The sequence below is a fragment of the Bradyrhizobium sp. Unk1 genome, from assembly GCF_059512345.1.
In genome coordinates this window covers 1-16,387 of sequence record NZ_JCAMOP010000041.1, presented here as the reverse complement: position 1 = coordinate 16,387, position 16,387 = coordinate 1, and the positions used below count along the sequence as shown (strand labels likewise).

Genomic DNA, 16,387 nt, shown 5'->3' with positions numbered 1-16,387 from the left:
CGGAGCGGACCGAAGCTTGGTGGAAGGTGAAGACGGTCCAGCGCGACAAATTCCCCGCTGTCGGTTTCATCAAGATCCTACCGGCGTGGCCGTGCTCTACCTCGGCAAGCAGGACGGGAAGGATCTGCTGTACATGGGAAAGGTTGGGACAGGTTGGAGCCGAACCAAATCTGCAGAGATCCGCAAGGCGCTCGACACTGTAGTCAGCCCGAAACGAAACTCACTAAGCCTGTCAAGAAGCCCAAGGCCACATGGGTCGAGCCGAAGTTCTATGCGGAGGTGGAGTACCGGGACATCACATCAGAAGGGCTGTTACGGCCAGCTCTTTCAAAGGCCTCACTCGCAAATAGGAACAGCGACCGCCGGACCACGTTTTCTCGTCATATATATAGGCAGCACTATTGAGGACTCGTTCAACATCGCTTGGGGCTTCCTTGAAAAGTCAGGGGAGCTTGGCGAAGTTGAAGCCGGTCGTGCCTGAGCAAGTAGGATGCCAAGAATCGCGGCTTAGTTCCGGAATTAACGCCGCGCGACGACATCAAGCTTAATCCGCGTCTTCGATTGCATCGCAGCTACGGAGCGCTAGCCTACCTAAACCGGACATTGCCCTTAGTCCGGGTCCCCAAGTGGCGAAGCCGTCGCGCCATCATATTCGACGCGACGGCTTCGTTTTACTGCAGGTCATTCATTTGAAGCAGCAGACGTACGACGGAACGCTTGATCTGATCGAGATGCGTCGGCAGCTCACAGCCCTGCGATCGCAACACTCGGACAACCTTTTGATAGCATCGCTATTGAACCGCTTCCTGGTGAAGGTCGCGTTCCTCTCGGAGCCCGAAGACCGGGAACATGAACAGTATCTCCGATCCGAGTTTGCGGAGACCATAAAGAAGGTTCAGGCGATCACGTCGCTACCTGCGAAGGGGTCAGCCGTCACTAAGCCATCAAAGTAACACTAACGATCGTGTCTCCCTTGCGCTCACTGGCGGCGTCGATGCTCAATGCAGTCGCGAGGTCGTCCTTGTTTTGCGTCCTGGCGCCTCGCGGCGAGGGCTCCCGCATGAGCTACCATCAGTAGGCCCTGCGCACCACTCTAGGCCGCGGGACCTTCGGAGAGAACCTGTTGGCAAGCGCGAGGGCGGCCATTTCGTCGGTTTCGAGCGCGATTTTCTGGGCGAGCATCACATCGCCGGCCGCTAAAGCGCCTTGGGGAATGAAGCACCAGCCGGTCTCGGGCTGTCCGGCTTCATCAAGTCGCACAACATTACTGACGGTGCCATAATGAACGCGATATCGGCGGCCAGTGTGAGAGCCAGTGACTTCGAAACAGCCTTCGGCGTCGAACTGTGCGCGCTGATCTGGCGACAACCAATCCCGGAGAAGACGACGCGAACGCGCTTCCGGCCCATTTTCTTCGACGAAGCTTCGATAGAGTGCGCGCAAGGCGTGCAAGCTCGCCCGGGTGCTGCTCGCGCCGCTGCGTCTGAACAGAAACATTTGCCGTGCCGCGAAGTCGTCTAACCGCCGACGAGGCGCGGATAGAACAACGTTTCATCCGCAATCGGATCAAATATCCGCACAACCTTGAGGTCGCCCCCCACCGTGCGAGCGGCAGCGGTAAATCCCTGACCGGTCAGCTTCTTGAAGCGTCGCTCAGCTTCGGCCAGCCGCTTGGGGTCTTTCTGCTCAAAAAAATGTCTGCTGTCGCCTCTGCCGTTCATCACGATTTGGGTAGCCATGGAAGAGAACTCCGCAATGCCTAGTCTCTGATGAGGTAAGAAACCTCGCGGCGCTAAAAAGTGTTCCTAAATTCGGCGTGCCTTTCGGGTAACTGTCAGTTCGTCTGGCGACGCTCAAAATCAAGACTTGATCCGCCGCGATCTGACGCCGGCCCAGCGCGCGAAGCTTATCGCGAAGCGGAAGGCGGCTTATGAAGCGGTGCATCCGGAGACGAAGCCGACGAAGGCGGGTGGTCGCAATCGTCGCCAAGGTGGCGACGACGTCGCCCGCTTCACCGCCGACACGGCAGCCAAGACTGGCAAGCCAGAAAGGACGATCCAACGCGACGCGACCGGCGCGAAAGCGCTGGGCTCCGATCTAGACCGCGTCGCCGGGACGTCGCTGGACAAGGGCGCCGAACTGGACGCACTCACGGCGATGCCAGCGGCAGTTCGGCGCCTTGATCCAAGTCGCCAGTTGTCTCAATGGAACTTTTGAGCTTGAATTCCCCCTATTAGGGATGCGCGGAGTAGTGGGGTGGATATGAACCGATTGCAGAAGTTCATCGAGCAGGGTGCATATGGCGAACGACCGGGGCGCACCGCCTACGCCTTCGATGCAACAACTCTACCCGAAGCAACGAAGGGTCTCGATTGGCGGCCCGTACGCGACTTCAGCCCAGCAGATGAAGTTTTGCGCGATGCAGACCTGAAGCGAGTGTTCCAAGCTGCGATCAAGCATGGGTATGCACTTGTAAGCCCAGCCACCTAAAGATCCGAGGGCCCATACTCCCGCTAATATGTCGATGCAAACAGCTGGTGCTGATGGGCAGACGCTACTCGCGCGCGCTGTCAGGGCGTTCTTCGATCGCGAATACCGTATCCATGGTGACACCGAAATATCGAAGCCTCGTGGGAAAGCCTGACGTCGGCGACTGTGGCCCTCATCTTGCCGCTATCAAGATGAGTGCTGTGCTGCCCTTGGACCAATATTCTGCACGCGCCTGCGCCGCGCCGTATTCATCAGCCAACCGCCTCTTTGCCTGTGCTTCAATATCGAGGGCGTCGGCTTGCGCGGCGTACGACCCGCGGCGGAAATCGGGGTAGACCACAAGACGGTTTCGAAGGCAACGAAAGTGAACCGGGGACCAGTTGAGAAGCGCACCGGTCGCGCCGCAAGAGGCGAAAGGCAACTGGTTCGCGGTCGAACGGGGTACGCATACGCCGCAGATGTGGTGTGAAGCCCGCAGAAGAAAGGGCCGCTTGTGAGGCAGCCCTGTCCAAAGTCATGACGCCGGTCAGAAGCGAGCAACAGGAACTCTTTCGTCGAGTTTGCGGCAAAGTTAGAGCCCAAAGTTAAAGCCCTGGGATCGTCACCTAAACGTCGCGCGGACCCGGGGGTGACCAGCTCGCCATCGACGTAGCGTGTTGCTAACGGCCCTATTTCGGAGCGCCGGTCTGGCTACTCGAACCCGTGGTCCGCTCACCTCCCGGTCGGCCCGGAGGATGGGTCGAAGTACCCGGCTTGTCTTGATCCGCCACATATCCGGACTCTCCAGAGTTGCGTGTCTTTACTCCTTTGTCTGCATCACGCTGCATCTGCTCATTCGGCTCGCTAGTCTTGAGCCCTTTGTCTACATCACGGTGAATCTCCTCGTTGGTCTGCTCGCTAGGTGCGGCCTGTTGCGCCGTTGCTTGGAAGGCAATCGCGCTTCCGGCAACTAAAATCATCGCGAGAGTTGCGATTCGCATGCTTCTTCTCCACTGCGTCCCCCCATCCTTTTAAAACGCACGAGCTGTCCGACGTTTCCTAGCTCCGCGATGCCGTTCTCTAAAGGTACTTCAGACGGTTCAACACATCGGTGCGATAGAGGCACCGCAGTGCCGCCAGTCGTCCTTGTCGACTCCACCCGAAAACCTTCCGGCATGCGCGGCATTCACCTTCGCCAGCAGCGTTGCGGGCCGGGCAGGGTGCGACAGCGCCCCTGGGGCCGGATGGTTCTCGTAAACCCAGCCGAGATCGTCTCAGTTGACGCATGTCGTGGTCGTTGCACCAACCCGGGATTTCCCTTGTTGGGCATCAGGCGACTCCGCACAAATGCAGCGGTAGTCGAAGCGCCTTGTGGCGTTGGTAGCGATGAAGTCTTGCTGTGCAGAAGGGACATCAGCGTCGGTATCGGCTGCTCGCTGGGCCAGTGCGTCGGTGACCTCGGAAGTCGCATCGCGCGACCAGCCGAGTTGCACGGTAGCTCTGGAGGCATGTGGCGGACCCCGCTACTGGGCCCGGCAGCTCGCGCAGCTTGGCCATGAAGTTCGGCTGATCCCGCCATGGGCTTTCAGCTCAGGGTAGTTGCAAAAGAGACGACGCTCTAGAACGGGCGCCGTGTAGCCGGCTTCCTTCAGCAGTCCCCCTTTTATCATGTGATCAGAGGAAATGTGAGCCTTGTTGTTGTGCCCGCGTCGCCGCTTTTCTGATCGACGGTGCCGCCAATTTGTCTCGCAAGAGAGGCAATCAACTTAAGGCCCGACCCACTTTCGTTAGGGTTTTGAATGCCGCGTCCGTTGTCGGACACTGTCAAACGGGCCTCGCCAAACCCGACGCCTCCTACCAAGTTCACTTTGATCCTGCCGCCCTTTGCGCCGAACGCATGCTTGATGCTGTTCATCGCGGTCTCGTTCAGGATCAGGCCAACCGGCAAGGCCCGGTCCATGGTCAATTCGAGTTCGTCGCACTCGACATCGACTTCGATTTCCTCAACTTGATTGCGGATTGCGCTGCACAAAGCCCGGATGTAATGGGAGAGTCTGACAATCTGGCCTTCTTGACGAGGAGCAAGCTGATCATGTGCCAACGAGATGGCGTTGATGCGGCTCGCCACGTGGTCCAAAGCGCGGTGAGATTCTAGATCAAGATAGCGGCGCTTTTGAATGGAGATCGACGATAGAACGAGCTGAAAGTTGTTCTTGACCCGATGTTGCATTTCCCGAAGCAGAATCTGCCCCTTTTGAGCTGCGGCAATCGCAGCCATAAGGCGCGCATGTTCATCCGGCCGCGCGTCGTGGCGCAGCGCTGCTCCTATCAGCGCGGCGGCGGCTGTCAGAAACTCGGTCGTATCCTGCGAGAAGTCTCTCGGTGTGGTGCTATCCACTTCCAACACGCCCCAGGCCGCGCCGCCAATCAGCACCGGAACATTGCTGACGGCGACAATGCCATGCTCCGCCAAAAGCTCGGAGCGAACAAACTCCCCCTGCTCGGCGAAATTTCTGATGCTGACAGGCTCGGCCGTTTGGAATGCGCGGCCAGGTGGCGACCGAAGGTCAGCCGAGAGCGCGGCGGTGCGGACGACACCCTCCTTCCAGCCGACACCCGCAAGCAACAGTAGGTCGGACGAGTCTGCACGATATTGAAGAACCTTTACGTGGTGGATTTCCACGGCTCGGGCAATTTGGAGCACAGCTTGGTCCAAAAAGCGCTCGATATCGGCGTCGTCCATCGAAAGACGACCAATATCGACCAAAATGCGGATGTGGCGCCGGAGTTTATCCAGGGCGTCGCCTTTAGTCGCTTCAATCGAGCGGTCTTCCATTAGCCTTTAACTTCTTGCTTGCCGTATGGTGCCTAAGCTCCTTAATTCCGTCGAGCATGCGACCTAGCGGGGCAAGCCTCTCCGCAGATCGGGTAGCGAATGATCCAAGCCCGTTGAGAGCCGGTGACCCGATGCGAGTGTCGCTACGCGACCGTTGTGTGAGGCCCCAATCCTGGGGCCGGCCAGCAGAAGACCGCTCAGGGCAAAGGCGACCTCGCACGATTTCGCTCGACGTCGGCGGTCTCCGATCGGAAGGTCGCCCACTTCTCAAGCCGACCAGCGATCCTGCTCTTCCCTGTGAGCATGCTCGTTTAAGCGTACCGGGCGGACAGGAGATTGCAGCACGGTCTCGAGGTCGTGTCCGCCTCATCCGTCTCGCGCCAGGCGCAACCGGCGCGCGCCGAAGTCTTCGAGATGTCGCGATCGAGGCGGTCGGCCGGCACGATCGAGGGCGAGGAACGCATACGCTACTCCGATACCACAAGGGCGGAGAGAGGCCCCGGCTCCAGGGGGGTCAAGGGGGTTAGGAGGGGCCCCTCCGCCAGCTCTGGCAGCAAGCCAGCGGCGACTCAAATATTCGCCCGCCCTTCTGGTTCCTTTGTGCTAGCCAATAGGGCCTGCCGCGCCGATCGTGCGGAACGTCGCAGCACACGCCGCAGGCGCTGTCTTAGGGCAGCGCCTGCGGCTCCCCATTCGACACCTTATGTTCGCCACCGCATTGTATTCGATGAGCCACGCTGATTTTGTAAAGTACCTTCTTCAAGCGAAAAATTGCCTGGATGAGGCTGAAAAGACGACGCAAGAGGTCGACAAGGAGGCGTGGCTGGAGCTTGGAGAAGAATGGATGGAGATGGCGCGCAAGGCTCAAAGGCAGAGGCTGTACGAGCGCTAAGGCTGCGGCTGGCGCCGTACCGAGTTGTCGCTAACGACCCAAGGAGGGCGCTGTGCCGGAGCGCCGTAGAGTGAAACAAACTAGCCAAGCTCAAAGAGCGAGCCAATAGTTGCCCGCAGGGGAGGAATAGGATTGCCGAGACGGGCGCACATCTGAGCGACCGGGTGCGCTCGCCGGGCCTGCAGCCGCCCAGATGAGACTTCGGAACATTTGTTCATTTTGATACTTTGGAACATCGACATGTCACGCGGGTGGTTCGATGCTCCAAATGATTTTGATAATGGCAGGGCTCGGTTCCGCTCTGATGGGCGTCATAGTCATCGCATTCGAGTGGCGCGCGTTGGTCGGGTACTGGCGCGTCAAGAAGCGCCCGCAAACCCGATGGACGTGAAGTAGGGCCCCTCAGTTGGCGGCCTCTTTAGTTAGCGTGAACTCATACTGCGGCACGAGCAGCAAACCTCCCGTTTGCAGTGGTCGACCGAGCTGCTCCTTGAGGGCGATCGGGAAGGTCGAAGCGGAAAGGCTTTGCAGAGCAGCCTCCTCCTCGAAAAGGCGCCGTTCGATGAAATGGCGTTCCAAAGGCAGAAGCTTGGTACGCAGGAGCCGGCGGTAGCGGCTGATGTTGTTGTGATGGGCACGAAGGCGTGCCAAGTTCTCGTCCATCATCATCTGGCCTCCGAAACTACGCCGCCGCAGCCGCACGTTCGGTCGAACGGAGACGGTAAGGCTTTCCGCCGGGGGGCGTTCGGGGGCCACCGTCCAAGGCGCGCAACGCGTCCAAGATCTCGTCGATCGACACCGGCTTCTTGAAGCCGGCAGGGGCCCGCATTGACGGGCAAGAAGCGATCGTGGACGCGTCGGACGCCCATGATGCCAGGATTGCGCGCTTCTCGGCCAACGTCAGGGCCGGATGATCCAGCACGTCTCTCGGTGCTTCAAACACCGTGCCGGGATGAAGAAGAGCGTTGAAGTCGAAGACATTGTCGTGAGCGGTCGTCGGCCGCATGGTCGTCTCCTTTTCATCGACGAAAGGATGGGAGCCGCACGATTAGTCGCCACGGCTCCAAGGGCGCCAGCGCTATGCGGCAGCTTTGGCTTCCAGCTTACGCATGTTGCCGGCCGAGACATCGCCGATCGCAATCCGGCGGGGCTTCATGGCTTCCGGGATCTCGCGAACGAGTTCGATGGTCAGCAAGCCGTTGTCGAACGCGGCGCCTTTCACCTGGACATACTCTGCGAGGTTGAACTGCCGCTTGAAACCGCGGGTCGAGATACCGCGATAGAGGAAATCACGCTCAGTCTTGTCGGATTTGCTGCCTTCGACCGTCACCACGTTCTGCTCGGCGGTGATGACGATGTCGTCGGGCGAGAAACCCGCCACCGCGAGCGAGATCTGATAGCGATCATCCGCCAGCCGTTCGATGTTGTAGGGCGGATAGTTGTCCTCGCTGGCCCGCTGAGCCACTTCAGCGAGGTCGAAAAGGCGGTCGAAACCAATGGTCGAGCGCCAGAGGGGGGCAAAATCGTAGGTGCGCATAGCCAAATCCTCCTAGGAGCAAGATGTCTACGAGCGGCACCGGACACAACCGGTGCCCGTCTCTTGGCCGGGCCCGTCAGGCGCCCGGATGCCATCGTCAGATGGCGACAAAAAAATGAGCAAAGCCGATTTTGGTTTCAAGAGGGGGCTGAAAAAATTTCGCCGCTTCGGGCAGCCGTTACAGGTCGTCGCGCAACCCCTTGAAGAAGGGATGCCGCACCTTGCCCTCGGCCGACTTCGCTCGGTACTCGATCTCAGCAAGCAGCTTCGGTTCGACCCAGATGCCTTTGTGCGCAATCCTCTTGGCATAGGGCTGTGTCTTCCGGACCAGCGGCTCGAGGCGCCGCAGCTCGGCCGCCGATGTCTTGTCGAAGCCGTGGTCGACCTTGCCGGCATAGAGCAGGTCGTCGCCCTTGCGCCGCGCGAGACACATGCCGTCCCTTTCGCCATCATCGAGCGCGAAGCCAGCAATCGTCAGGGTCTCACTTTGGGTTTCACCCAATTATTGCTGCGGCCCACCGGGTACACGCTGTCCCGAACCTTCGAGACGACGCCTTCGAGCCCGACCTTGCAGGCATGCGTGAACATCTCGCGGCCGTCGATCTCGAAGCTCTCGCTGAACTGCACGTCGCTGCCAGTGATGATCTTCTTCAGTCCGGCCTTGCGCTCGAATAGCGGCACCTTCCGGATGTCCCTGCCGTTGAGATAAAGCAGGTCGAAGGCGACGAGTACGATCTTAGTCGAGGCGCCCTTCAGCTCGTTCTGCAAGACGGAGAAATCGGTGCTGCCATCGGCGGCCGGCACCACGACCTCGCCGTCGATGATGGCCGAGCTCGCCTTGATGTGCCAGGCGTTGTCGGCGACCTTCTTGAAGCGGCGGGTCCAGTCGTGACAGCGGCGGGTGAAAACCTGCACCGCTTCGTTGGCGAGATGTACCTGGACACGATAGCCGTCGAACTTGATTTCATGGATCCATCGATCGCCCGCCGGCACGCGGTCGATCGAGGACGCAGCGCGGGCTCAATGAAGCCGGGAAAGGGTGCCTTGACGCCCGGCGCTTCCGGCTTTTTCCGTTGGAAGGCCATCGTTACACCAGGCGCAGACTGAATTGCTGCAGATCTTGTGGTGAGTAGCGATCCACAAACTCCTGCAGGTACGACGGCACGTCCCTCAGTTGGTAGATTGCAACGACGCTGGATCTCGCGGGCGATGGCCCCGGAAACATCTTCCGACCACCGCTCTGCTGGGTTGAAGGCAACAACCCGGATCGGCTGGCGATATTCTCCGGCAAGCAGATCCTGGATGACGGTTTCCACCGCCCTCTCCAAGTCTGCTTCGCACCAGGTGCTGCCATTGCGGCCGGAGTTATCTGCGACCAGGTAGACAGTCTCGTCGCCGTTCGGGCAATCGAAAAAAGCCGTCGTAACTGACGCATAAGCAACTCACGCAACGGAACCGGGATATTTTGACGAAGGTCGATTCGTTCCTCAAGCTAAGAAGCAAGACGGGTCCGGTTTAGTGGCCTCAGGGAGGTAACATGGCGGTCAATAAGCCCACTGGCGACAATGCGCGCAAGGGTGCGGTCAAGAAGCGTTCGCAGACAAAGACAACGTTGAGCGGAGCGTCCGCTTTCACCAAGCGCGACAAGGCGAGTTCATGGGTGTCAAGAAGCCCGCGAAGGGCAAGAAGGCCGCAAAGAAATTCAAGGGCGTGCGAGTCGAGAAGAAAGCTAAGAAAACCGCCAAGCGAGCCCGCTAGGGTCGACGGTTGGCGTTACCGCGCGGGCTCGGTGTTCGGCTAAGGCCGCCAGGTGAGGCGGCCTTACTCATCCCAGATGCGCTCGCCGCACTTTTCACATTTGAAAAGGCCGACTGTCTTTCCCTGCTTGGGATCGAGGAACTGATGGGCAAGTTGAAGTGGGGTGGCGCACGCTGGGCAGTGAAGAAACCGATCTCGCTGCGGTGTCTCTCGCTTGTCGTTCATGCGTCGTCTCTATCGTACCAACGCAAAATCGTACCAACGCAAAAGTTTGAAGCCCTCCTTTTGTTCCCCAGGCTTTGGAGTCGGACCACGCCAGAGTAAACCGGCGTCGGCTGGACATGCTTTTCCACACGGCACGCGGTCACTGAAGAGCCTATTATTGTACAGTTGGTCCAAGTATTCCTTGCGAATCTGGCCGCGATTGGGGAAAATGTGCAACGCGCGCCTGTTTGAGGGCTGCGCCGAACGGCCTCAGCGTCCGAGCCAGCCCCGGAAACTGCTTGAGGCCGTTTTGCTGTCTCGTGTCACAAATCTGTGGCACAGCCATTGCAAACCAAAACCAACTGGGATTTCAGTGCTCAGTTTGAGAATAAAACGCTGCCGGGACGTGTATTTCGAGCCCGGCAGCGTTCTAATTTGAGGCTAATGGGACAGTCCACCAGCCGGCGGGCTATTTGGGAGAGGATGGATTTGCGATCATCTCACCAAGGAAGATATAGCGCAACGAACAGCGCGAGGCCGGCGAGAATTAGTCCCCAGATGAGCGGGCTGACGGTTGCGAAATGATCCAAAGTGGTCCCTTGGGCTACGACAAGATGCTTACGCGCATCAGAGGCGAAAGTAAGAGCGAAGCTGGCGCACCTCCAGCCCGCCGGCAGTCCTTTGCGACTTTGAGCAACCCGGCCTGCTCCAGATCCATTGTCGCGAATGTGGCTTCGCTGAGCAAATCTTCTCAAGACGGCGGCGTTCTAGAAGGTGGTCCCTCTTCATCCACTTCCGAATACTCAGCGCAATACCCCTGGGAATGGCGCACCAACGCTAACCGAGCGACGAGCTGGCCAGCGGCCGCGGCCGAGATCTGCGAGGCCTCCCAATACGGCTGCGGCGACGGCTACCACGGCCGCCGCACGGCATCCGGCGCCAAGTTCAACACTTACGGGCGGGATCCTTTCACGATCGCGCACAAGACGCTGCCGTTCGGCCGCGAGGTGACGATCACCAATCTCGCCAACGGCCGCGCGATCCGGGCCGTGGTGACCGATCGCGGGCCGTTCGTCCGCGGCCGCTGCGTCGATCTCGGCCGCGCCGGCGCCGAGGCGCTCGGCATGGGCGGCACGGCCAGGGTCAGCGTCCACTGAGCGCCGATCGCTGTCCTTTGCAATGCGGGAGGCTTCTCCGCGCAGGAGATTCCTCAAAATGAAGTAACGGCGCAAGTTCAGTCCGACGAAAATGAAAATCTTGTGGCGCAATTGGTGCGGGAACAAGTGGCAATTCCACGGGTTTTCAATCCGTTCGTGTTGCATGGTTATGCGCCGAGGCAACGATGAAGACTAAGCTATCCGGGAAGTTGTCACACTACGCTAAGATGGAGGCCTCAGCTCAGCAATTTTTCAAGGAGGCGACGGCCTGCCGCGAGGCGGCGACTCGGAGCCTCGATTAGGTCGATCGAGAAGGCTGGTTGAAGCTTGCGCACGAATGGACTGAGCTCGCGCTCGCGGCCGGGCGGGGCCAGATTTTCCGCCGGGATTAGCGATGGATGCATCCCGGCAGGACGTGTCGATTGCTGGATTGAGCCCCCGAGCACAGACTGCCTTGCGCCGCGCCTTGGCGGGCCGCACGGCCACGCGGGAGAACGTCCAGGCGCTGACGCAGCGCGACCTCTTTATGCTCGTGGGCGTTGGCCGGCGGACGTTGAATGAGATTGTTAGCTGGGCGGCGAACGGCCTGCGATTTCCACGCGGGTAGCGAGGCGCAGGCTGAATTGCCGAAGATCATGCGCACCATAGCGGTCGGACGCGGTGCGCAAAACATATGGGAGTAGCGTATGCATTCCTTGCCCTCGATCGTGCCGGCCGATCGCCTCGACCGCAACATTGCTGATTGCCGCGAACATGCTGATCACTACAAGAGACTTTCTGACCACTACAAGAGACTTTCTTCCGCCAGCGGCATCTCCAAGGACCGCGCCGCCGCTCTGAAAAACATTGCCCGAACCTATGTCGGTTTGGCCGGGCAACTCGATAGGCTGGCGTCCCTTGCGCGGAACGAGCGAAGGTAGGGTGCCGGCATGCTTGCGCCGGCTCTCATCTGACAGTCTGGCGCCTCCGGAATGACGCGAAAGCCACCTCACATCGTCGTCGAGGTCGGGAATCCTTCATCGTTCTCAGGACGTGGGAGCAAGTGCGGAGAGACGGCCCCGGTTGACAGGGGAGTCAATGAGGTAGGCAGGGGCCGCTCCGCCAGCTCTGCCGGTGAGCAAGCGATGACTCAAAAATTTTGGCCCCTTTTGGTTCCTCTTCCTGAAACAACTACCGACCTGCCACCGGGAAACTTCGGTATAGGCGCATGGTGCAGCCTTGGTGCGTCCCAGTCAGGCTCGCCTATCCAAGGCCGCTCCCACCGGTATGCCTTACAAATGTTATTGACGAAACTGACGTAGTCGGGAAAACTCGGCAAAACCGGGGAAGCTGGCAGATTTCATTTCGAAAATTTTGAAACCCGAAAGTGAGGGCCGCTGTACACAAAGCAGCGGCCCTTTCTTGTCCGCGACGCACGTGCTGCGTCGGCGCTGGCCCATGTTGCCTAATTCCAAAGTTAACAATTGGGAGGCGAAACCAAGCCTCGCTGATAGTAGTTACCTGCAATCTGGAGCTTTGCTGAGCCGGCATTTTACGGAATCCCATTTTCGGTACGGGGTGTTTTTACTGAAACAATCGGGGCGCAGACAAATTATCCGCTAGTCAGCAAAGCCTTAGGCCGGCGCGCCGCCGCGCTCCGCGGATTTTTCCGGGGGGCGCGCGCCAGCTTCGCTTCCTCGCGCCGGGCTATTTTGAGTAATCGCTTTGCCTCCACGCGGAGCGCCTCCGCACGGCGAGTAAGCCGATCAGCGGCCGCGCGCAGCTCCTTGACGCGAAACTTGCGGATCTCGCTAGACGTCGCTGCGAGCTTGCCCGACAGATCGCCAGAAAACGGCCGCCGACGCCTTATTTCGCCAGGGAGGTCGTCTGACCGCGGGGTGGGGGTGTTCGAACGCATGGGCAAAGCTCCCAGCGGGTTTCTGTCGCGCTGCCGATCGCAGGTGGCGTGCTCGGGCTGTTGGCTTTCGCCATGGAGGCCCAACAGCACGAGCCGGGAGTCGAATAGGGGCGTTAGACCGGACTTCAGCTGGCGCGGGCCTGACCCGGCCGCCCCACTAGCCTGCTCGGAGCGCCCTCAAAGCACCAATAGGTCACCCAGTTGGAAGCCCACATTCGTTACAATGAAGGCTCTGCTCGCCTCGCATGTATCGTCCCCGGCGCGAGTTGGGTAAAGGCTCCCCTTAGGACAATAAGCATTCTGAAACTGCGTATTTATGACCACAGCTTAGAGCGTAAGGATCAGCCAGACCATTAGACCGGCGTTGAGAGCGCCTACCGTGACAATGCCCGCCTGGATTAGCCGCGGTTTGGGGTGTAATCGAGCAGCCCTTCCGATGCGAGCTCCTGAAGCGCTGCGCGCACCGGCGTCCGCGAGACGCCCAGCAGCGTCGTCAGCTTGACTTCGTGCAGGCGTTCGCCGGGTTCGAATTCGCCGGCGAGGATTGGAGCGCGAACGGCATCGAGAACGGACTCGAACCGTGTGGAGGAGGACGTTTCGGGGGCTGACAGGGCGGTCATTCGAATAAAAGTCCGAATCCCGACAGAGGAGAGCGCTTATGGCGAATGCAGGTGTCAAAGGCCGGCCGATCGCTGTGCATTCGTGTCGGCGATCGCCGACTTCGACGCTTACGACCTTGTCAGCAATGAAGGCTTATTTCTTGTCAGGCGGACCGCTCTTGTTTCCGGGAAGGCCCTTGACGCCTGAGCTGTCCTGCTGCTGGACAGCGGAGTTGGCAGCGCCAAGGGTAATCGCGTTTGCAGGCGGGCCGTTCAGGACTTTCGCTCAATCTTCCGAGCGGCGGTCCCCGATAGAGCCGCACAAGCGGTCAGATCCAGCACATCACAGTAGGGCGCATTGACGCCAAGCAAAAAATCGCTCCAACCGTTGCCGGAACGCTCGATCGTCGAAGCCTTCCTCAATTAACATTGCTGGTGCACTTTCCGAGCCGCTCTCCAAATAGTCGGCTTGTTTATTTGCGCGAACGTTTACGGGCGAACCCGGTTCGCCGGAAGCCACGCTCTCCTCGACCGTGGATCCGAGATACGGAACGAAAAATGATCTTACCGATTACATTGGTTGGTCCAGGCGGAGCGCGACGAGTGTTTTTTGATGTTCTGACTTTCATGAAGGAAGTTTTCCTGGCGGAAAGTCAAATAGAACATCTTTTAGGACCCGGTTGGCGTGAGTACGGGGTTAATCGGGTCGTTCTCCAGCCCCGTCTCGCATGGAGCTTATCCGGGAGACCTGCATGTTCGACTGGATTAAGGTTGACCCCCGACGGAAGAAGATCCGCAGGGATAGGCGATACATTGAAGCGCGTGCGCGACGCTTCTTAAGGAATTACCTGGCGGCGGATGAGACGGGAAAAGATCGATTCTATGAAGCGGTCGAGGGAGCCTCTGCCGCATGTCACCCGGGAATCGCTGATTCCAATGCAGCGGATGCGACCATTGCTGAAACCACTGCAGAGGCAGCACTTAACGTCGTTAAACGACGTGATCAGCGCGTAAAGGGCGGGGAGGAAGCTTCGACAGTATTCATCACCGACGCTTATGCGACAGTAGCCCTTGCATATCGCCGAGCGGCGGGAGCGTACTCTGCTGATTCGGAGATGCAGCGGTTGGGGACTGCGGCGGTGCACCTTCTTACGATCGCAACATCATACAAGACGGCTCAGCACACCATGAATTCTTCGAATGATGAAGCCCGTGACTTGCACTGAAGAAAGTGCAGCTGACATGTTCGCACCCGGACGTGCCGCCGCTGCAGCGGAGCAGATTACAACCCGTCCGGACCGCGCCCGGTTGATGCATGAGGGAGCTTTGGCCGAACCTCCTCCCTCGTGTCTTTCAACGTTCAAGCAACCGCATGCGCCTGTGGTTGTCGCCCATCCTCGACAAGGGAGATAGGTAGGGTGAAGACCCCGCCAATGCATCCTTTTTCGCCAGATACAATTGGGTAGCGCCAAGAGCGGAGAGAGATCCGATAGCCACTCGGACAGCCCCGCCTGTGAACAACAAGCCGGCATTTAACTAGAGCGAGCAAGCTGTTGTTGCTGGACCTGCTGAAGGCACGCCTGGGACAAACCCTCTTCAAACTTAACCTAATACCAAATGCAATCAGCTACCAGAAGTTTCGCACGAGCCCGAATGCGATTTTTGGTCCTCAGTTGACGTTGGTGCATGCTGATTTAGATTCATTAGCTTAAGCGATCACCCTCAGCGATTTATATCTCCACCGGCCTGGGTTTCTGCAGGAGCGGCTCTTAACAGGAGAGGGCGGCCGCACAAAAAACCTCGGCTGGCGTTTCTAACCATGTGACCGAATCTCATAAAGAAAAGCCGCCCGAAGCCGGGCGGCCAGCTCTTAGTTGTCCAACTGCTTACTTCTTTAGGGCGTCCGCCGCATCGCGCGCGGCATCTTTTAGGCCACCTGGTTCAACGCAATCGTGCGTATGTCGTCGGCGGGGGCGACTTCGCTGAGCCGGGGAGGGGAACGATGATTTTGGCGCGGCGCTTCGGTTGAGTAAGCCATGGTGTTCATGCGAACGGACGATGACCGCCCTAGCTTCACTGCTCAGCATTTCGCCAACCCGGCTTGCTCTTTTCCAGACGCTCATCGTGTCTGCGAACCGGCCTGCGCCGCCGGCGCGGGTGCGACTTCTACAGCCGCTTCGATGAATGAGAGACTACCAATGCACCCGTTGCAGGCCGACTTAGACGACAGCTCCAAAGGTTCGGAACGACGGCCATTCATTTCGGTTGCGATCCCAACCTTTCAACGCGCCCTTTTGGGCTGCAACGCGCGATGGAAAGCGTGCTGCAGCAGGACTTCGCCGATTGGGAAATGGTGATCAGCGACGACGAAGGGCTAGTGGGCGAGAGTTGTCGCCTCTTGTCCGAATATGTCAGCACAGAACCGCGCATCCGAGTCGTCGAGACCCGCAGAGGCCGTGGTCAGGTCGAGAACACGAACAATGCGATGCTTGCGTGTCGCGGTCCCTGGATCAAATTGTTGCATGACGACGACTGGCTCGCGCCAGGGGCGCTTACGTCTTTCGCGAGACTTGCGTAAGATCACCCGAAGGCAATAAAGCCCCCTAGTTTGGCGGCCACTTCGTGACTATAGCCATGCCGCATGTGGCCCTAAGCTGATCTCGTAGCGCAACTCGCCGACCGTCAGCTCTTGACCCCGAAGCGGACGCTGCGGCGCCACTCACTAACTTATCGATGAGTTCGGAGGCTTCGGCCTTGTTTAGTTCCTTCTCGGGAAGGGGCTTGTGGGCCTCCTCGGCCAAAGTCTCTTGAGGTACGATTCCTGGGCCCCGTCATCGGAGGGCTCAGTCGCGAGGGTCATTCCCCCTAGGCTCTTGTAAAAACTTTGGCGGATGACCGCGTCCCTCGTCGCGGTCACGCGGGGCCGGGCGTTCGGACGGGTCGCGGCCGAGCTTGGATTGTAGCTCGACGAGGTCGGTGAAGACGTCGGCCTGGCGGCGCAACTCGTCGGCGATCATCGGCGGCTGGCTTGCGATGGT

The 16,387-nt window shown here is 59.2% G+C and carries 18 protein-coding genes and 3 pseudogenes; 10 read left to right on the top strand and 11 right to left on the bottom strand.

Features of this window, described 5'->3' with window-relative positions; genetic code table 11:
• Positions 1 to 153 precede the first annotated feature (153 nt).
• Positions 154 to 405, top strand: coding sequence for an ATP dependent DNA ligase (locus tag AC5ZFO_RS37180; RefSeq protein ID WP_368860693.1), 252 nt, complete (start codon positions 154 to 156; stop codon positions 403 to 405).
• Positions 406 to 626: 221 nt separating this feature from the next.
• A complete protein-coding gene (locus tag AC5ZFO_RS37175; protein WP_282525814.1) occupies positions 627 to 953 on the top strand; it encodes a hypothetical protein in 327 nt (108 codons plus the stop codon).
• Between the two features lie 118 nt (positions 954 to 1,071).
• Here the strand turns inward: AC5ZFO_RS37175 and AC5ZFO_RS37170 are convergent, their stop codons facing one another.
• Together AC5ZFO_RS37170 and AC5ZFO_RS37165 are read right to left on the bottom strand one after the other, a co-directional pair.
• A complete protein-coding gene (locus AC5ZFO_RS37170; RefSeq protein WP_282525813.1) occupies positions 1,072 to 1,497 on the bottom strand; it encodes a hypothetical protein in 426 nt (141 codons plus the stop codon).
• Positions 1,498 to 1,517: 20 nt separating this feature from the next.
• The gene (locus tag AC5ZFO_RS37165) at positions 1,518 to 1,739 is read right to left on the bottom strand and encodes a hypothetical protein (RefSeq protein WP_282525812.1); all 222 of its coding nucleotides are present in this window, start codon (positions 1,737 to 1,739) and stop codon (positions 1,518 to 1,520) included.
• Between the two features lie 127 nt (positions 1,740 to 1,866).
• Between AC5ZFO_RS37165 and AC5ZFO_RS37160 the strand changes: the two genes are divergently transcribed.
• Together AC5ZFO_RS37160 and AC5ZFO_RS37155 are read left to right on the top strand one after the other, a co-directional pair.
• A complete protein-coding gene (locus AC5ZFO_RS37160) occupies positions 1,867 to 2,217 on the top strand; it encodes a hypothetical protein (protein ID WP_282525811.1) in 351 nt (116 codons plus the stop codon).
• 54 nt (positions 2,218 to 2,271) lie between these two features.
• Positions 2,272 to 2,490 carry a hypothetical protein gene (locus tag AC5ZFO_RS37155; RefSeq protein WP_282525810.1) on the top strand — a complete coding sequence of 73 codons (219 nt, stop codon included), beginning with the start codon at positions 2,272 to 2,274 and terminating at the stop codon, positions 2,488 to 2,490.
• Positions 2,491 to 3,158: 668 nt separating this feature from the next.
• On the opposite strand, the gene AC5ZFO_RS37150 is transcribed toward AC5ZFO_RS37155, so the two are convergent.
• On the bottom strand, positions 3,159 to 3,470 hold the full coding sequence (locus AC5ZFO_RS37150; protein ID WP_282525809.1) for a hypothetical protein: 312 nt from the start codon (positions 3,468 to 3,470) through the stop codon (positions 3,159 to 3,161).
• A 472-nt stretch (positions 3,471 to 3,942) separates the two neighbouring features.
• On the opposite strand from AC5ZFO_RS37150, the pseudogene AC5ZFO_RS37145 reads away from it, so the two are divergent.
• Positions 3,943 to 4,047 (top strand): annotated as a pseudogene (locus AC5ZFO_RS37145) (IS110 family transposase); the annotation flags it as partial.
• An 88-nt stretch (positions 4,048 to 4,135) separates the two neighbouring features.
• On the opposite strand, the gene AC5ZFO_RS37140 reads toward AC5ZFO_RS37145, so the two are convergent.
• Both AC5ZFO_RS37140 and AC5ZFO_RS37135 read right to left on the bottom strand, forming a co-directional pair.
• Positions 4,136 to 5,305 (bottom strand): sensor histidine kinase, encoded by a 1,170-nt coding sequence (locus AC5ZFO_RS37140; protein ID WP_282525808.1) that lies wholly within the window; start codon positions 5,303 to 5,305, stop codon positions 4,136 to 4,138.
• Positions 5,306 to 5,616: 311 nt separating this feature from the next.
• On the bottom strand, positions 5,617 to 5,769 hold the full coding sequence (locus AC5ZFO_RS37135; protein ID WP_282525807.1) for a hypothetical protein: 153 nt from the start codon (positions 5,767 to 5,769) through the stop codon (positions 5,617 to 5,619).
• 239 nt (positions 5,770 to 6,008) lie between these two features.
• Between AC5ZFO_RS37135 and AC5ZFO_RS37130 the strand changes: the two genes are divergently transcribed.
• Positions 6,009 to 6,197 (top strand): hypothetical protein, encoded by a 189-nt coding sequence (locus tag AC5ZFO_RS37130; RefSeq protein WP_282525806.1) that lies wholly within the window; start codon positions 6,009 to 6,011, stop codon positions 6,195 to 6,197.
• A 402-nt stretch (positions 6,198 to 6,599) separates the two neighbouring features.
• Here the strand turns inward: AC5ZFO_RS37130 and AC5ZFO_RS37125 are convergent, their stop codons facing one another.
• From AC5ZFO_RS37125 to ligD, 4 genes and pseudogenes are all read right to left on the bottom strand, one after another.
• Entirely contained in the window at positions 6,600 to 6,866 is a 267-nt protein-coding gene (locus tag AC5ZFO_RS37125; protein ID WP_306664767.1) for a hypothetical protein, read from the bottom strand.
• Between the two features lie 13 nt (positions 6,867 to 6,879).
• Positions 6,880 to 7,203 carry a hypothetical protein gene (locus tag AC5ZFO_RS37120; protein ID WP_282525805.1) on the bottom strand — a complete coding sequence of 108 codons (324 nt, stop codon included), beginning with the start codon at positions 7,201 to 7,203 and terminating at the stop codon, positions 6,880 to 6,882.
• Between the two features lie 72 nt (positions 7,204 to 7,275).
• Positions 7,276 to 7,734 carry a small heat shock protein HspD gene (hspD, locus tag AC5ZFO_RS37115; RefSeq protein WP_282525804.1) on the bottom strand — a complete coding sequence of 153 codons (459 nt, stop codon included), beginning with the start codon at positions 7,732 to 7,734 and terminating at the stop codon, positions 7,276 to 7,278.
• Positions 7,735 to 7,912: 178 nt separating this feature from the next.
• Positions 7,913 to 8,819 (bottom strand): annotated as a pseudogene (ligD, locus tag AC5ZFO_RS37110) (non-homologous end-joining DNA ligase).
• Positions 8,820 to 10,424: 1,605 nt separating this feature from the next.
• Between ligD and AC5ZFO_RS37105 the strand changes: the two are divergent.
• Entirely contained in the window at positions 10,425 to 10,853 is a 429-nt protein-coding gene (locus AC5ZFO_RS37105; RefSeq protein WP_282525803.1) for a septal ring lytic transglycosylase RlpA family protein, read from the top strand.
• Between the two features lie 686 nt (positions 10,854 to 11,539).
• The gene (locus AC5ZFO_RS37100) at positions 11,540 to 11,773 is read left to right on the top strand and encodes a hypothetical protein (RefSeq protein WP_282525802.1); all 234 of its coding nucleotides are present in this window, start codon (positions 11,540 to 11,542) and stop codon (positions 11,771 to 11,773) included.
• Positions 11,774 to 13,148: 1,375 nt separating this feature from the next.
• Here the strand turns inward: AC5ZFO_RS37100 and AC5ZFO_RS37095 are convergent.
• Positions 13,149 to 13,370, bottom strand: a complete 222-nt coding sequence (locus AC5ZFO_RS37095) for a GntR family transcriptional regulator (protein WP_282525801.1) — start codon at positions 13,368 to 13,370, stop codon at positions 13,149 to 13,151.
• A gap of 731 nt (positions 13,371 to 14,101) precedes the next feature.
• Here AC5ZFO_RS37095 and AC5ZFO_RS37090 point away from each other — a divergent pair.
• On the top strand, positions 14,102 to 14,575 hold the full coding sequence (locus tag AC5ZFO_RS37090) for a hypothetical protein (protein ID WP_282525800.1): 474 nt from the start codon (positions 14,102 to 14,104) through the stop codon (positions 14,573 to 14,575).
• A gap of 1,085 nt (positions 14,576 to 15,660) precedes the next feature.
• The gene (locus AC5ZFO_RS37085) at positions 15,661 to 15,927 is read left to right on the top strand and encodes a glycosyltransferase family 2 protein (protein ID WP_282525799.1); all 267 of its coding nucleotides are present in this window, start codon (positions 15,661 to 15,663) and stop codon (positions 15,925 to 15,927) included.
• Between the two features lie 265 nt (positions 15,928 to 16,192).
• Here the strand turns inward: AC5ZFO_RS37085 and AC5ZFO_RS37080 are convergent.
• Positions 16,193 to 16,387: pseudogene (locus AC5ZFO_RS37080) on the bottom strand (LabA-like NYN domain-containing protein); the annotation flags it as partial.

Coding starts and splice junctions, on each gene's coding strand:
- AC5ZFO_RS37150 (WP_282525809.1), bottom strand. CDS start 3,470: ATGCGAATCGCAACTCTCGCGATGATTTTAGTTGCCGGAAGCGCGATT.
- AC5ZFO_RS37095 (WP_282525801.1), bottom strand. CDS start 13,370: ATGACCGCCCTGTCAGCCCCCGAAACGTCCTCCTCCACACGGTTCGAG.
- AC5ZFO_RS37140 (WP_282525808.1), bottom strand. CDS start 5,305: ATGGAAGACCGCTCGATTGAAGCGACTAAAGGCGACGCCCTGGATAAA.
- AC5ZFO_RS37090 (WP_282525800.1), top strand. CDS start 14,102: ATGTTCGACTGGATTAAGGTTGACCCCCGACGGAAGAAGATCCGCAGG.
- AC5ZFO_RS37135 (WP_282525807.1), bottom strand. CDS start 5,769: ATGCGTTCCTCGCCCTCGATCGTGCCGGCCGACCGCCTCGATCGCGAC.
- AC5ZFO_RS37170 (WP_282525813.1), bottom strand. CDS start 1,497: ATGTTTCTGTTCAGACGCAGCGGCGCGAGCAGCACCCGGGCGAGCTTG.
- AC5ZFO_RS37100 (WP_282525802.1), top strand. CDS start 11,540: ATGCATTCCTTGCCCTCGATCGTGCCGGCCGATCGCCTCGACCGCAAC.
- hspD (WP_282525804.1), bottom strand. CDS start 7,734: ATGCGCACCTACGATTTTGCCCCCCTCTGGCGCTCGACCATTGGTTTC.
- AC5ZFO_RS37130 (WP_282525806.1), top strand. CDS start 6,009: ATGTTCGCCACCGCATTGTATTCGATGAGCCACGCTGATTTTGTAAAG.
- AC5ZFO_RS37120 (WP_282525805.1), bottom strand. CDS start 7,203: ATGCGGCCGACGACCGCTCACGACAATGTCTTCGACTTCAACGCTCTT.
- AC5ZFO_RS37085 (WP_282525799.1), top strand. CDS start 15,661: ATGGAAAGCGTGCTGCAGCAGGACTTCGCCGATTGGGAAATGGTGATC.
- AC5ZFO_RS37165 (WP_282525812.1), bottom strand. CDS start 1,739: ATGGCTACCCAAATCGTGATGAACGGCAGAGGCGACAGCAGACATTTT.
- AC5ZFO_RS37125 (WP_306664767.1), bottom strand. CDS start 6,866: ATGATGATGGACGAGAACTTGGCACGCCTTCGTGCCCATCACAACAAC.